Annotated in this window: 13 protein-coding genes and 1 pseudogene; 7 read left to right on the top strand and 7 right to left on the bottom strand. The window is 49.4% G+C overall.

What is annotated here, in order from left to right; genetic code table 11:
- Positions 1-247: 247 nt before the first annotated feature.
- Entirely contained in the window at positions 248-2,293 is a 2,046-nt protein-coding gene (gene dcp / locus HV041_RS09280) for a peptidyl-dipeptidase Dcp (protein ID WP_121584623.1), read from the bottom strand.
- Between the two features lie 137 nt (positions 2,294-2,430).
- On the opposite strand from dcp, the gene ydfG reads away from it, so the two are divergent.
- The 3 genes from ydfG (at position 2,431) to ydfZ (ending at position 4,344) form a co-directional block, all read left to right on the top strand.
- Entirely contained in the window at positions 2,431-3,177 is a 747-nt protein-coding gene (ydfG, locus tag HV041_RS09285) for a bifunctional NADP-dependent 3-hydroxy acid dehydrogenase/3-hydroxypropionate dehydrogenase YdfG (protein ID WP_061067877.1), read from the top strand.
- 86 nt (positions 3,178-3,263) lie between these two features.
- Positions 3,264-3,950: a GntR family transcriptional regulator gene (locus tag HV041_RS09290; RefSeq protein ID WP_121584622.1), complete on the top strand. Its 687-nt coding sequence runs from the start codon at positions 3,264-3,266 to the stop codon at positions 3,948-3,950.
- A gap of 190 nt (positions 3,951-4,140) precedes the next feature.
- Entirely contained in the window at positions 4,141-4,344 is a 204-nt protein-coding gene (gene ydfZ, locus HV041_RS09295; protein WP_003032393.1) for a putative selenium delivery protein YdfZ, read from the top strand.
- A 66-nt stretch (positions 4,345-4,410) separates the two neighbouring features.
- Here ydfZ and HV041_RS09300 read toward each other — a convergent pair whose 3' ends face one another.
- The 5 genes from HV041_RS09300 to HV041_RS09320 form a co-directional block, all read right to left on the bottom strand.
- On the bottom strand, positions 4,411-5,886 hold the full coding sequence (locus HV041_RS09300) for a mannitol dehydrogenase family protein (protein WP_121584621.1): 1,476 nt from the start codon (positions 5,884-5,886) through the stop codon (positions 4,411-4,413).
- 165 nt (positions 5,887-6,051) lie between these two features.
- Positions 6,052-7,431: an MFS transporter gene (locus HV041_RS09305; protein ID WP_040231128.1), complete on the bottom strand. Its 1,380-nt coding sequence runs from the start codon at positions 7,429-7,431 to the stop codon at positions 6,052-6,054.
- Positions 7,432-7,484: 53 nt separating this feature from the next.
- Positions 7,485-8,504 (bottom strand): Zn-dependent oxidoreductase, encoded by a 1,020-nt coding sequence (locus HV041_RS09310; protein WP_121584620.1) that lies wholly within the window; start codon positions 8,502-8,504, stop codon positions 7,485-7,487.
- Positions 8,505-8,517: 13 nt separating this feature from the next.
- On the bottom strand, positions 8,518-9,732 hold the full coding sequence (gene rspA / locus HV041_RS09315; RefSeq protein ID WP_048211709.1) for a starvation-sensing protein RspA: 1,215 nt from the start codon (positions 9,730-9,732) through the stop codon (positions 8,518-8,520).
- A gap of 107 nt (positions 9,733-9,839) precedes the next feature.
- The gene (locus tag HV041_RS09320) at positions 9,840-10,166 is read right to left on the bottom strand and encodes a YnfA family protein (protein ID WP_005121149.1); all 327 of its coding nucleotides are present in this window, start codon (positions 10,164-10,166) and stop codon (positions 9,840-9,842) included.
- Positions 10,167-10,320: 154 nt separating this feature from the next.
- On the opposite strand from HV041_RS09320, the gene HV041_RS09325 reads away from it, so the two are divergent.
- Together HV041_RS09325 and speG are read left to right on the top strand one after the other, a co-directional pair.
- On the top strand, positions 10,321-10,662 hold the full coding sequence (locus HV041_RS09325; protein WP_048211710.1) for a DUF1283 family protein: 342 nt from the start codon (positions 10,321-10,323) through the stop codon (positions 10,660-10,662).
- Positions 10,663-10,699: 37 nt separating this feature from the next.
- Positions 10,700-11,260 carry a spermidine N1-acetyltransferase gene (gene speG, locus HV041_RS09330; protein WP_048211711.1) on the top strand — a complete coding sequence of 187 codons (561 nt, stop codon included), beginning with the start codon at positions 10,700-10,702 and terminating at the stop codon, positions 11,258-11,260.
- Positions 11,261-11,266: 6 nt separating this feature from the next.
- Here the strand turns inward: speG and HV041_RS09335 are convergent, their stop codons facing one another.
- Positions 11,267-11,977, bottom strand: coding sequence for a YnfC family lipoprotein (locus HV041_RS09335; RefSeq protein WP_153070206.1), 711 nt, complete (start codon positions 11,975-11,977; stop codon positions 11,267-11,269).
- Between the two features lie 103 nt (positions 11,978-12,080).
- Here HV041_RS09335 and HV041_RS09340 point away from each other — a divergent pair, with 103 nt between their 5' ends.
- Together HV041_RS09340 and ynfF are read left to right on the top strand one after the other, a co-directional pair.
- Positions 12,081-12,389 (top strand): DUF1161 domain-containing protein, encoded by a 309-nt coding sequence (locus HV041_RS09340; RefSeq protein WP_086523673.1) that lies wholly within the window; start codon positions 12,081-12,083, stop codon positions 12,387-12,389.
- 150 nt (positions 12,390-12,539) lie between these two features.
- Positions 12,540-14,966: pseudogene (gene ynfF / locus HV041_RS09345) on the top strand (selenate/tellurate reductase subunit YnfF).
- The last annotated feature ends 1 nt before the right edge of the window (position 14,967 follow it).

A 14,967-nucleotide genomic window follows, 5' to 3' on the forward strand; every position in this document is an offset into this window, starting at 1 on the left:
GATGCCTTGAAGATGGCGCAGGACTTATTGCTTTAACTTTTAAATATCTAAATGGATCCTGGCCTTCGCCCTCGCCTTTGCAAGAGGCAGTCGCTAACCACGTTCACTTCTGGCACAGAGCGGAGGAAGGCCCCCCTGCAAATTTTGCAGAATTTAAGGATTCATTTTAGGGAGGAATTTTGATGAAGAAAAAATCCAGCTAAAAACCGGGCATCGCGCCCGGTTTAACTTTTTGGCTGACAATGTCTTAAGCGCTCAAACCACGGTGTTTGAGCATTGGCTCCATTTTGGGGTCGCGGCCACTCCACTGGCGATAAAGCTCAGCTAAATCAGTGCTGTTACCACGGGACAAAACCGCTTCGCGGAATTTCTGTCCGTTTTCACGGGTCAATCCGCCCTGCTCTACAAACCACTGATAGCCGTCATCGGCCAACATTTGCGTCCATAAATAGGCATAATACCCTGCGGCATAGCCACCACCGAATATATGGGCAAAATAGCTGCTGCGATAACGCGGCGGTACAGCCTGCAGATCCAATCCTTCCGCAGCCAGGGCCTGCTGCTCAAATTCATCAACTGACAGCGATGACACACACTGCTCCAGGCTGTGCCAGCGCATATCCAGCAATGCAGCACTGAGAAGCTCCGTCATATCATAGCCTTTGTTAAACAAGCTGGCCCGTTGCATCTTCTCCAGCAATGGCTGGGGCATTTTTTCACCCGTTTCAACATGGCGAGCATAACGCGCGAAAACCTGCGGATCACTCGCCCAGTGTTCGTTTATCTGCGACGGGAATTCGACGAAATCACGCGGGGTATTCGTGCCCGACAGCGTCGCATACCGTTGGCTGGCAAACAGACCATGTAACGTGTGTCCGAACTCATGGAACAACGTGATGACATCATCCCACAGCAGCAAGGCGGGTTGGCCCTGAGCAGGTTTCTGATAATTGCAGACGTTGTAAATTACCGGCCTGGTTTCATTTTGCAGAGATTGCTCAACAAAATTTCCCATCCAGGCACCACCGCTTTTTGATTCACGGGCAAAGAAATCACCATAAAATAGCGCCAGTCCTACGCCATCATGATCGAAAATCTCCCAAACCCGTACATCCGGATAATAAACAGGGATGTCAAAGCGCTCGATGAATTTAATGCCAAATAGCTGGTTTGCTGTCCAGAAAACACCTTCATTCAGCACCGTATCCAGGGCAAAGTAAGGTTTAATCAGAGCTTCATCAAGAGCATATTTTTCACGACGCACCTGCTCGGCATAAAATGCCCAGTCCCAGGCCTCAACCTCGAATTGTCCCTGTTGCTGATTAATCGCTTTCTGAATTTCAGCCTGCTCATTCAGCGCGCGTTGACGTGCAGCGGGCACGATCGCCCGCATAAAAGAAAGTGCCGCTTCTGGCGTTTTCGCCATCTGGTCGGCAATTTTCCAGGCAGCAAAATTCGCAAAACCCAGTAATGTTGCCTGCTCTCTGCGGATCTCCACCAGCCGTTTAATGATAGCGCGAGTATCGTTGGCATCATTTTTTTCCGCCCGTGTCCATGCCTGGGTAAACAGGTTTTCTCGTGTCTGTCGATCGCGTAACGCAGCAAGTGCCGGTTGTTGTGTGGTGTTCAATAGTGGGATAACCCAGCGAACCTCAAGTCCTTTGTCGCTGGCGGCTTGCGCCGCAACGGCAATTTCTTCTGCGCTGAGTCCGTCAAGCTGCCGGACATCATCCACGATCAGTGCACCCGCTTTGTTCGCCGCCAGCAGACGCTGATTGAACTGGCTGGTTAACGTCGCCGACTCCGTATTTAGCGCTTTCAGGCGTGCTTTATCGGCATCATTAAGACATGCACCAGCCAACACAAAGCGTTGGTGAACCACCTCCAACAGACGCAATGATTCACCTTCCAGCGCCAGCGAAGAGCGTTGCTGCCAGACGGCATCTATACGCGCAAAAAGTGCGTCATTGAGATAGATATCATTGGCCAGCGCGGCCAGTTCGGCGGAGAACTCCTCGTCAAGACGCTGCAGCTCATCGTTGGTATGCGCTGCCGTCATCGCAAAGAAAACGCTGGTGACGCGCGTCAACAACGCCCCACTTTGCTCAAGCGCCAGCAACGTATTTGTGAAATCAGGAGCCTGTTGGTTTTGCACAATCGCCGCTATTTCAGCGCGTTTTTGTTTCACACCTTCATCAAACGCGGGCCGATAATGGCAATCTTCAATCTGATCAAATTGCGGTGCCTGGTAAGGTAATGTGCTGTGGTGCAAAAAAGGATTTGTTAACGACATCTTTTCCTCCTGAAAACGATTTGTTTACTAGAGTAGGCCTCCCAGGATTTGACCGCAATCTCGTTAAGCAGGAATAGCTCTGAACAGAAATGACGTGCTATGGTAGTACTACATAAAAAGCGTTGAGGAACAGTGAGATGATCGTTTTAGTAACCGGAGCAACAGCAGGTTTTGGTGAGTGCATTACGCGTCGTTTTATTGAGAATGGGCATAAAGTTATTGCCACCGGACGCCGCCAGGAACGTCTGCAGGAACTGAAAGATGAACTGGGTAATAATCTGTATATCGCCCAGCTTGACGTACGCAATCGCGCATCCATTGAAGAGATGCTGGACACCCTGCCTGCCGAATGGCGCAATATCGATATCCTGGTCAACAATGCCGGTCTGGCGCTGGGTCTTGAGCCAGCCCACAAAGCGAATGTCGATGACTGGGAAACCATGATCGATACCAACAACAAAGGCCTGATTTATATGACTCGTGCCGTTCTGCCTGGCATGGTCGAGCGTAACCGCGGACACATAATTAATATCGGCTCTACCGCCGGTAGCTGGCCGTACGCTGGCGGGAACGTTTATGGTGCAACCAAAGCGTTTGTTCGTCAGTTTAGTCTGAACCTGCGTACAGACTTACACGGCACGGCGATCCGCGTTACCGACATTGAACCCGGACTGGTTGGCGGTACCGAGTTCTCTAATGTGCGTTTCAAAGGCGACGATGATAAAGCAGGTAAAACCTACGAAAATACCACTGCACTGACTCCGCAGGATGTCACTGAAGCTGTATGGTGGGTTGCTTCGTTACCGGCTCATGTCAACATCAATACCCTTGAGATGATGCCAGTCACCCAGTCTTTTGCCGGGCTTAGCGTGCATCGAAGCTAAATGAGATACCCGGCCTTGTGCCGGGTATAGAAAGCGCTCGATAAGTGATAAAATAGCCGGGTTAACTCTCTAATAAGTAAGAATGAATGACCGTAGAAACGCAGCTCAACCCTACACAGCCGGTAAATCAACAGATTTACCGTATTCTTCGCAGCGATATCGTGCATTGTCTGATTGCACCTGGTACGCCATTGTCGGAGAAAGAGGTTTCCGTACGCTTTAACGTGTCTCGCCAGCCGGTACGAGAAGCATTCATCAAACTGGCAGAAAACGGTTTGATTCAGATCCGTCCACAACGTGGCAGTTACGTGAATAAGATCTCGCTGTCGCAGGTGCAAAATGGCTGTTTTGTACGTCAGGCCATTGAGTGTGCCGTAGCCCGCCGCGCCGCCTCGATGATCACCGATAACCAGTGCTATCAACTGGAACAGAATCTGCACCAGCAACGCATTGCCATCGACCGTAAGCAGCTCAACGATTTCTTCCAGCTTGATGATGAGTTTCATCAGAAGCTGGCATTAATCGCTGATTGCCAGCTTGCCTGGGACACCGTCGAGAATATTAAAGCCACGATTGACCGTGTGCGCTATATGAGTCTGGATCATGTCTCCCCACCTGAAATGCTACTTCGTCAGCACCATGATATCTTTACAGCGCTGGTAAAACATGATGGCGATGCCGTCGAGCATGCAATGATGCTGCATCTACAGGAAATTAGCGAATCTGTTCAGCTTATTCGTCAGGAAAATAGCGACTGGTTTAGCGAAGACTAATACGTAGCTCACCTCTCACTGAGGTGAGTTTCCCCGAACAATTCCCTCTCCTGCATATCCCCATAAAAAAAGCTGTGATTTTGATCGAAAACAAAAAAAATCATTAACGAGAAGCGTATTTATATTGCGCCCGTTACGTGGGACTAAAAGCCCACGGGCTTTGACGGTAAGTTGGAAAGGAGAAAACACCATGAAAACATACGATCGTAACCGCAACGCAATCACCACTGGCAGCCGAGTCATGATTAGTGACACCGGACTCACCGGCCGTATTACAGCCATTGACACCGATGGCCTGACCGCTGAGCAAATCCGCCGCGGTAAAACAGTGGAAATCGAAGGATGTGAAGGCAAATATGCCCCCCTCGAACTGATTCGTTTAGGCATGAACTAATTGGTGTGAATGCCAAAAACAATGCGCCATCTGGCTGTCGTTAAAGCCGGATGGCGACATAAAGCGTTATCTTACTGACAGTAATTTCGCAGCATATTTTGCAACCGTTGCCTTCGCGCCTTCCGCCAGCAAAGTCAGGTACGCTTCTGTAACCCGCTTTTTAAACCGTTCAACCTGTGGCAGTTCGTCACCAAAAATAGCGTCAATAGCCAATAGCGTCTGCACACGATCTTCACCTTCGTGACTGTTCTGTACCGCTTTCTGGATCACTGGCAACAGCGGATCGCTAATTTCAATGGCTTGTCCCTGCTCATCCACGCCCCCGACATAGCGCATCCAACCCGCCACACCGAGTGCAAGCAGATCAAAACCACTGCCGTGCACGATATGCCAACGCACAGAGTCAAGCATACGTTGCGGCAGTTTCTGACTACCGTCCATGGCAATCTGCCAGGTACGGTGGCGTAACGCCGGGTTGCTATAGCGGTCAATCAGTAAGTCGGCATAATGCTGAAGATCCACCCCTTTCACTTTTAATGTTGGCGCTTGCTCCTGCAGCATCAACGCGCGGGCGGCGACACGATAGTTCTCATCACCCATGCAGTCGTTGATGTGTTGATATCCTGCCAGGTAGCCGAGGTAAGCAAGGAAAGAGTGGCTGCCGTTAAGCATACGCAACTTCATCTCTTCGAACGGGATAACATCTGCCACCAGTTCAGCCCCGGCTTTTTCCCACTCTGGACGCCCTGCGACAAAGTTATCTTCAATGACCCACTGACGGAACGGTTCGCATGCCACACCCGCCGGATCGCGTACCCCGGTAAGTTGTTCAATTTTGTCCAGCGTATCTGCGGTTACCGCTGGGACAATACGGTCAACCATTGTTGACGGGAACGTCACATGTTGTTCGATCCATGCAGCCAGCTCAGCATCCACCGCCCGGGCATACGCAGTGACAACATTGCGCATCACATGGCCGTTTTCAGGCATGTTGTCGCAGGACATCACGGTAAACGCACCTAAACCTGCGGCTTTACGGCGTGCAAGTGCTTCAACCACCACACCCGGTGCCGTCTTCGGCTGTTTTGGGTTTTGCAGGTCGGCGGCAATCATCGGGTTATCCAGCATCAATTGCCCGGTAGCCGGAGAATGGCAATACCCCTTCTCAGTTATGGTCAGGGAAACGATCGCCACCTGCGGTTCGCACAGCGCAGCCAGTACAGCTTCCAGACCATCAACCTGCGCATGCAACGCCTTTTTAACCACGCCAACAACTCTTGCGGTCCAGGCATCCGCAGACATTTCCGCAACGGTGTACAGGTTATCTTGCTGTTTCAAATCAGCAATCTGCTGCTCTCCACCAATCAGGTTTACTTCGCAGTATCCCCAGTCACTATTGTGATCTGCTGCCAGGATGTCAGCGTATACCCCCTGGTGTGCACGGTGGAAAGCACCGAACCCCAGATGAACAATACGCGGAACCAGTTTTGTACGATCGTAGCCAGGAAGTGCAGCCTTTGCCGCTAAGAGCTTGTTTTGCATTGTATGACCTACTTATCAATGAAATCAGGACTGTTTCAGAGTAACGCCTGTATGGTTGTATGTTTTGATTTGCATTAAACTTTCTATGATTGGTATGACATCATTTAAAGCTGTGTAATAGCATGATCAGGCCATCAGTTCAGACCTGACCATACCCTGTCCGTACTAGCCAGCCTGAGTGGCTCCAGCACGAACCGTCTCGGTTTTGCTCACTTCCGCAGCATCTTCCAGGACACTCAAATCACGGTCTTTCACTTCAGGCATTAGCAATGCTGAAACCAAACCAATCAGCGAGTAAGCCATAACCATCACCAGAATCGGCCACCAGGAATTTGTCATGTTGCAGAAAATACCGGCCAGAACAGGACCAAAACCAACGGCCACCAATCCACCGGCCTCTTTTGAAATTGCCATTCGGGTGAAGCGATTACGCGCACCGAACATTTCAGCCATGGTGATATTTTCGAGTGCGAACAATCCCAGCACCGCAAAATTATGAATAACAATCAGCGCTGTCATAATGACGCCGGGGCTATACGTTTTATCTACAACAATCGATAACATTGGATAAGCAAGAATAATTGCAGATATATTCAGAATTATATATGGTAAACGGCGACCAAATTTATCTGACAACCACCCTAGTAAGGGTATTGTAATAAATCCAAGCACAGAACTAATCATTAAGGCATCTGTCGGTATTGATTTATCAAACAACAATGTTTGCACCAAATATCCGGCAAGGAAAGTCTGAATTAAACCTGAGTTACCCGCCTGTCCAAAACGTAAGCCGGTTGCCAACCAGAAAGATTTACTGGTAAACATTGCACCCAGCGTATTTTCTGACGGGTTATTCAATGCAGGTGCGTTTTCCTCATTATTAACTTTCTCAAATACTGGACTTTCTTTGAGGTTCATTCGCAACCAGATGGCAAAAACCATAACCACTACACTCGCCAGAAACGGAATTCGCCAACCCCAGGCTAACAATTCCTCACGATCAAGGGCAAAGAACATCACGGCCCAGATTGCAGTAGCACTTAATGTGCCGCAGTTAGTTCCCATTGCAACAAGAGAGGAAATGATACCGCGTTTTCCTTTTGGTGCGTACTCAGCGAGCATTGTACCAGCCCCAGAGATTTCGGCCCCTGCACCGAGACCCTGCACAATACGCAGCGTCACCAGTAATACGGGCGCAAAGATACCGATTTGTGCATACGTTGGCAGTACGCCTATTAATGTTGTACAGATCCCCATCATGGTAATGGTAATAAACAGCACCTTTTTACGTCCAATGCTGTCGCCCATTTTGCCAAATATAAATGCTCCAACGATACGAGCAATATATCCCGCACCGTAGGTACCCATTGCCAGAATGAGTGCCATCGCGGCAGATTGCTCCGGGAAAAATATTTCATGAAATACCAGCGCGGCACCCAATGAATATAATTGGAAATCCATAAATTCGAGAGCTGTCCCTAACCACCCTGAAACGGCTGCTCTCACCAGATCTTTCGTTGACCTTTCGTGTTTTTCTTGATTCATATTGGCTATCTCTAAGAGGTAAGATGCGTACCACTTGCTCGCAGTTATTAATATTATTCAGTGAATGTGAGTAAAACTTTGCAGCAATGCTGCTGATCTTTCTCAAACAATTCAATTGCGTCGGTAACGTGGTGATAGTCAAAAGTATGGGTAATAAGTTTATTGGGGTCGATAAGTCCTTTGACCAACCAATCAATAACAACCGGGAATTTATTTGCATTTAATCTTGAAGAATAGATTGAAAGCTCTTTCCCTGTAATACCTTGCTGCACAATCTGGCAAGGCTCGCTGGAGAATCCCATTAAAACTATACGCGCAGCCGGTGATGCCAGCGTGATAGCCTCCTGTAAAATGGATGGATGACAAGCCGCATCCACGATAATCGTAGGTTTCAGTGTCTTCTCAGCAAGAAAATCCTGCAATGATTGCTGCCCATTATTGACTGTCCAGTCAGCACCGCACTGTTTTGCCATCGTCAAACGTTCGTCAATTCTGTCTGCAATCACTACCGTTTTTACTTTATAGACATGTTTAAGTGCCTGAACAGTCGTGAGCCCCATCGGGCCTGCCCCGTAAATCAGTGCGATATCGTTCTCTGTTGGTTTAACTTGTCCGGTCACGTTTGCGGCGATGGTAAAAGGTTCGACCATAACGGCATGCTCATCGGGCACGGTATCGGGGATCGTCCAGGCATTTTTCGCCGGCACGACAGCGTACTCGCTGAAACCGCCATCCCGATGCACGCCCAGCACCACCAGCGATGTGCAAACGTTAGGTTTACCAATCGAACAGGGATAACAATGTCCACAACTGATAACCGGATCAACGGACACACGTTCACCTATACGCGAACGTTCAACCCCTTCACCTACAGCATCAATTACACCAAAGAATTCATGGCCAATAACTCGCGGATATTTCGCAAATGGATTATGTCCACGATAAATATGGCTGTCTGAACCGCAAATCCCCGCCAGTTTTACTTTTACCCGGACCTCTCCTGCTGAGGGTTCTGGTACTGGTCGCTGTGCGATAACAAGCATATTCGGTTTTTCAATCACAATACTATTCATAACAAATCACTCCTTACCAGTTCCATAGCGTGCCATCTTCAAGACGGGCGACCGGCAGATATGCGGGATCGTACGGATATTTCGCTGCAAGTTTTTCGTCAAACTCAATACCGAGCCCTGGTTTGTCACCTGGATGCATGTAGCCGTTATCAAAGGTCCAGTTATGCGGGAACACTTCCAACATCTGTTCTGAGTACCCCATATATTCCTGCACCCCGAAATTGGGTACCCACAGATCGAAATGCAGCGCAGCGGCCATGCAGACTGGCGACAAATCGGAAGGTCCATGAGAACCCGTGCGTACCTGATAAAGTGAGGCAAAATCAGCAATACGACGCATACCGGTGATACCGCCTGCGTGGGTAATAGTGGTGCGAATATAGTCGATCAGCTGTTCTTCAATAAGCTGCTTGCAGTCCCAGATACTGTTGAACACTTCCCCTACCGCAATCGGCGTGACCGTATGCTGGCGAATCAGGCGGAAGCACTCTTGGTTTTCAGCGGGGGTTGGGTCTTCCATCCAGAACAAACGGTATTGTTCAATGCTCTTACCAAAACGAGCCGCTTCAATTGGCGTCAGACGGTGATGCATGTCATGCAGAAGATGTTCATCAAAACCAAATTTGTTGCGGACGGCTTCAAACAATTTCGGTGTGAAATCGAGATATTTCTCCGTCGACCACAGCTGCTCTTCCGGCCACTGGCCTTTGGTCGCAGGTTCGTAGGCCAGGCCTTTACCTTTAGACATTCCGTAGGTGGTCTTCATTCCCGGTACACCACACTGCACACGGATCGCTTTAAATCCCATCTCTTTATGACGCGCGTAATCCTCCAGCACATCATCAATGGAATGACCCGTTGTGTGACAGTACACCATGACGCCTTCGCGTGATGCGCCCCCCAGCAACTGGTACAACGGCATATTCGCCGCCTTCGCTTTGATATCCCACAGGGCCATATCCACCGCAGAAATCGCCGACATCGTTACCGGGCCGCGGCGCCAGTAAGCCCCCTTGTAGAAAAACTGCCAGATATCCTCAATTCGATGCGCATCACGTCCAATTAGCTGTGGACACACATGATCTTTCAGGTAGGACGCCACGGATAATTCACGCCCGTTAAGCGTGGCATCCCCTAATCCAGTGATCCCATCGTCTGTCGTGATTTTCAGCGTGACAAAATTACGTCCTGGACAGGTAACAAAAACTTCAGCCCCGACAATCTTCATTTTTTAATCCTTACATCTCTTCTTGTGATGCAGGAAATTTACCCAACTGAACTACTACCATACAAGTATGAAGATCAAAAAAACGCTCACTGATCACAAAAAAGGCGCTATGCGCGCCCCCATCCGGCAACGATGATCAACATCCCGCACAGTGCTACTAACGCGCCGGACCAGTCGTACAGGCTCAGTTTTACGCCATCGACAATGCGTAACCAGAGCAGTGCAGTCACCACGTAGACACCACCATACGCGGCATATACCCGCCCGCTCGCCGCCGGATGTAGCGTCAGCAACCAGACGAACAGCGCTAATGACACCCCAGCGGGAACCAGCAACCAGGCCGTCGCCCCACGCTTAAGCCAGAGCCAGGGTAAAAAGCAGCCAATGATTTCGCATAACGCGGTGACGAAGAAAAGTAATGTTGTCTTAAGCATTGAAGTAATTCAGTTACCTTCGGTTTAACCATGATACGACAGAATATGTCCAACGTATCTATATGCGCCCAGTGGGTATGCCCTGGCGCAGGAATAGTGTAGAATTTAACCCTGTTTTATCGTTTTTTTCCCTTTCTCATTAAAGGAATTCGCCATGAAAATTACACTGACCAAACGCCTGTGTCTGACGGCCATGCTGACGCTGGCGGCGGCCGTGTACACCTCTTCCGTATTTGCTGAAACCAGTAAACTGGTCATAGAGTCCGGGGACAGTGCGCAAAGTCGTCAACAGGCTGCAATGGAAAAGGAACAATGGAACGATACGCGTCAGTTGCGTCAGAAAGTCAACAAGCGTACAGAGAAAGAGTGGGACAAAGCCGACGCTGCTTTTGATAGCCGTGATAAATGCGAACAAAGCGCGAACCTGAATGCGTATTGGGAACCTAACACCCTGCGTTGTCTCGATCGCCGCACTGGGCGCACCGTTGCCCCATAATCATTGTGCTCACCAGAAGATATTGAAAGGATACGATATGGCAAGCGCCCTCAGTGTAAAGCTGCGCCCGCTGGAGCGTGAAGATTTACGTTTCGTCCATCAGCTTGATAACAACGCCAGCGTCATGCGCTACTGGTTTGAAGAACCTTACGAAGCGTTTGTTGAGCTGTCAGACCTGTATGACAAACACATTCACGACCAAAGTGAACGCCGTTTTGTGGTCGAGTGTGACGGTGAGAAAGCCGGGCTGGTGGAGCTGGTTGAAATAAACCATGTGCACCGCCGGGCTGAATTTCAGATCATCATTTCCCCGGATTACCAGGGAAAAGGTCTGGCAACGCGCGCGGCAAAGCTGGCGATGGATTACGGTTTTACCGTGCTTAATTTATATAAGCTGTATCTGATCGTTGATAAAGAGAACGAAAAAGCCATTCACATCTACCGCAAACTTGGCTTTATGGTCGAAGGTGAATTGATTCATGAGTTCTTTATTAACGGCCAATATCGTAACACCATTCGCATGTGTATCTTCCAACAGCAATATCTTGCCGATCACAAAATACCGGGTTCCAGCCTGTTACAACCTACCGCTCAGTAAAAACGGTTAGTAGTAATCAATGGTGTTTTCAATCGAGTAATGATGCTCAACTGCCGGCTTTACGCTTTCGTCAACGATAACCAGCTGGCAGTTGACCGGATTAGCATACGAATCATACTCACAGGTTTGTTTGACGTTACCTAAAGGGTGATCGTTCAGTATGCTTACTGCCGTGTAATCCAGTTTTTTCAATGGATCGACTGACGGTTTAGCCTCAACCTGCAGCGTATTGTCCTTACTGATGGTGGTTTTACCGAGCGGGTAGCCTTCCGCGTCATACCGGTACTGCACCTTCATCTCTTTTCCCGTGGCGGACACAACAAAACCGTTATCGTCGGTATCCCACACTACCCCCGCCGAAGGCAGTTCCGCCAGTTGGCATTTCCCTTGTAAACGGATCCGTTTTTCCAGCGTTTCGGCGTCCCGATAGAAGTTCGCATCCAGCACTAATGCCATACCCGTATTATTTTCGACATCATGCAATTCCAGCGTATCAAAACAGCCTTCCTGTGAGAGCGTACCTGTGACGCGCTTAGTCACTTCGCCTTTGTCGTTGAGCAGTGTCTGACTAAAATCTTTCACTGGGCCGCGTAGCGGATCAAAATCAAATTCATTGGAGAAGCTGGCCATTTCCGGCGTAAAGGACACCAGCCCTTTGGCGTTATCACACCCAACCAACACGATACACAGGAAACCTAACAGGGTCTGTTTCTTCACATTTTTCACCGGGATAAGAAGATAATTCTCAATCATATTAGCAAATACAGTTATTTACACCAGAAATGCTAATCTTAGTTTATGTCGATCACGAAAGGAGTTGATGATGAAATACATAGCAGGAATTGCCGCGAGCTTATTACTGGTCGCTTCCCCGCAGATCCTGGCGGCGCCCGCGTCATGTGAGCGCGTGAAGAGTGATATCGAACAGCGCATTATTAATAATGGTGTCGCGGAATCCAGTTTCACGTTGAATATTGTTCCTAATGACCAGGCCGATCAGCCTGATTCACTGGTGGTCGGTCATTGTGCCAATGATACGCACAAAATCCTCTATACCCGAACTAACAGCGGTAACGCACCCGCAAACAGTAGCCCTTCTCAGGACGGTCACGTGGCTGAACCGCAATAAATTTTTACCCTCCGTTCGCGGAGGGTCACTCCTGTTTGATATGCATTAATAAGATTTACCTATAAATAGGTAGACTCAACTTCATTGTTAGCAAGCTAGTTATTTCGTTATAAAACAATGTATATAACGACAATTACAATGGAGTGGGTTATGTCTGAAGATGAGCAATATGGAGGTATTAGCCGCAGGACGTTAGTGAAATCTTCGGCTATAGGTTCACTGGCACTTGCTGCCGGAGGCCTGTCACTACCCTTTGGTATTCGTGCCGCTGCTGCTGCAGTACAGCAATCAGTGCAACCTGTTGAAGATAAAGCTGTCTAGAGTTCCTGTACGGTTAACTGCGGCAGCCGTTGCCTTTTACGTCTGCATGTGAAAGATGATGCAGTCTACTGGGTTGAATCTGACACGACCGGCGATGATACCTACGGTAACCACCAGGTTCGCGCCTGCTTGCGTGGTCGTTCGATTCGCCGTCGTATGAACCACCCTGACCGCCTCAAATACCCGATGAAACGCGTTGGCAAACGCGGTGAAGGTAAATTTGAGCGTATCAGTTGGGATGAAGCGCTGGATACCGTAGCCGGAAATCTGAAACGTATTTTGCATGATTACGGTAATGAAGCCGTTCACGTTCTTTACGGTACCGGTGTGGATGGCGGTAATATCACGAACTCCAACGTCCCCTACCGTTTGATGAATTCCTGTGGTGGCTATCTAAGCCGTTACGGGAGTTACAGCACCGCACAAATCAGCGCCGCCATGGGATACATGTTTGGTGCTAACGACGGTAACAGCCCCGACGATATCGCCAACACAAAACTGGTTGTGATGTTTGGTAATAACCCAGCCGAAACGCGTATGAGCGGCGGTGGCGTAACCTGGTATGTCGAGCAGGCACGTGAGCGGTCAAATGCCAGAATGATCGTTATCGATCCACGCTACAACGACACCGCCGCAGGTCGTGAAGATGAATGGTTGCCTATTCGCCCTGGGACAGATGCTGCACTGGCCGCCGCTATCGCCTGGGTGCTGATCACAGAAGATCTGATTGATAAACCTTTCCTTGATAAATACTGCATCGGCTACGATGAAACCACTCTCCCCGCCAGCGCACCGCGTAATGCGCACTACAAGGCCTATATATTAGGTGACGGTCCGGACGGAATTGCCAAAACACCGCAATGGGCATCTCAGATTACCAGCATCCCTGCAGACAAAATCATCCAGTTAGCGCGTGAAATAGGTTCGGCAAAACCAGCTTACATCTGTCAGGGCTGGGGACCGCAACGCCATTCCAACGGTGAACAGACAGCCCGAGCAATCACCATGCTCTCTGTTTTGACAGGAAACGTGGGAATTAACGGCGGTAACTCCGGTATGCGTGAAGGGACCTGGGATCTGGGCGTTGAATGGTTCTCCATGTTAGAGAACCCGGTCAAAACACAGATATCGGTGTTCACCTGGACGGATGCTATCGATCATGGTGCAGAAATGACAGCCACCCGCGACGGTGTACGTGGCAAAGATAAACTGGATGTGCCTATCAAGTTTATCTGGTGCTATGCCAGTAACACGCTCATCAACCAGCATGGCAATATTGCTCATACTCATGACGTTTTACAGGATGACAGTAAGTGCGAAATGATTGTCGGCATTGAGCACTTTATGACCGCATCGGCGAAGTACTGCGACATCCTGCTGCCGGATCTGATGCCTACTGAACAGGAAGATCTCATCTCACATGAGTCCGCCGGGAATATGGGCTATGTGATCCTCGGACAACCCGCTACCTCACCTAAATTTGAACGAAAACCCATCTACTGGATGTTAAGTGAAGTCGCTAAACGCCTGGGCCCGGACGTCTATCAAAAATTCACGGAAGGCCGCACCCAACACGAGTGGGTGAAATATCTGCATGCCAAAACCAAAGAACGTAACCCGGAAATGCCGGATTACGAAGAGATGAAAACGACCGGTATTTTCAAGAAAAAATGCCCGGAAGAACACTATGTTGCCTTCCGTTCATTCCGCGAAGATCCTGCGGCAAACCCGTTGAAAACACCATCAGGGAAAATTGAGATTTACTCTGAAAGACTGGCCACCATTGCCGAGACATGGGAACTCAAGCAAGACGAGATTGTGCATCCGCTACCGGCTTATGCGCCAGGCTTTGACGGCTGGGACGACCCCAAACGCAAAACGTACCCGCTACAGCTCACCGGGTTCCACTATAAGGCGCGAACTCACTCAAGCTACGGCAACATTGATGTTTTACAACAGGCATGCCCGCAGGAAATCTGGATCAACCCCGTCGATGCTCGTTCACGTGGTATTCATCACGGCGATACGGTACGGGTGTTTAACAGCAATGGTCAGATGCTGATCGCCGCGAAAGTTACACCGCGTATTTTGCCCGGCGTGACAGCCATCGGCCAGGGCGCATGGCTCAATGCTGATATGTTTGGTGACCAGATCGATCACGGTGGTTCTATTAACATTCTCACGTCACATCGTCCTTCTCCGTTAGCGAAGGGGAATCCATCCCACAGTAATCTCGTTCAGGTTGAAAAGGCGTAAG

It is taken from the genome of Citrobacter sp. RHBSTW-00029 (assembly GCF_014104295.1).
In the GTDB taxonomy this organism is placed as follows: domain Bacteria; phylum Pseudomonadota; class Gammaproteobacteria; order Enterobacterales; family Enterobacteriaceae; genus Citrobacter; species Citrobacter youngae.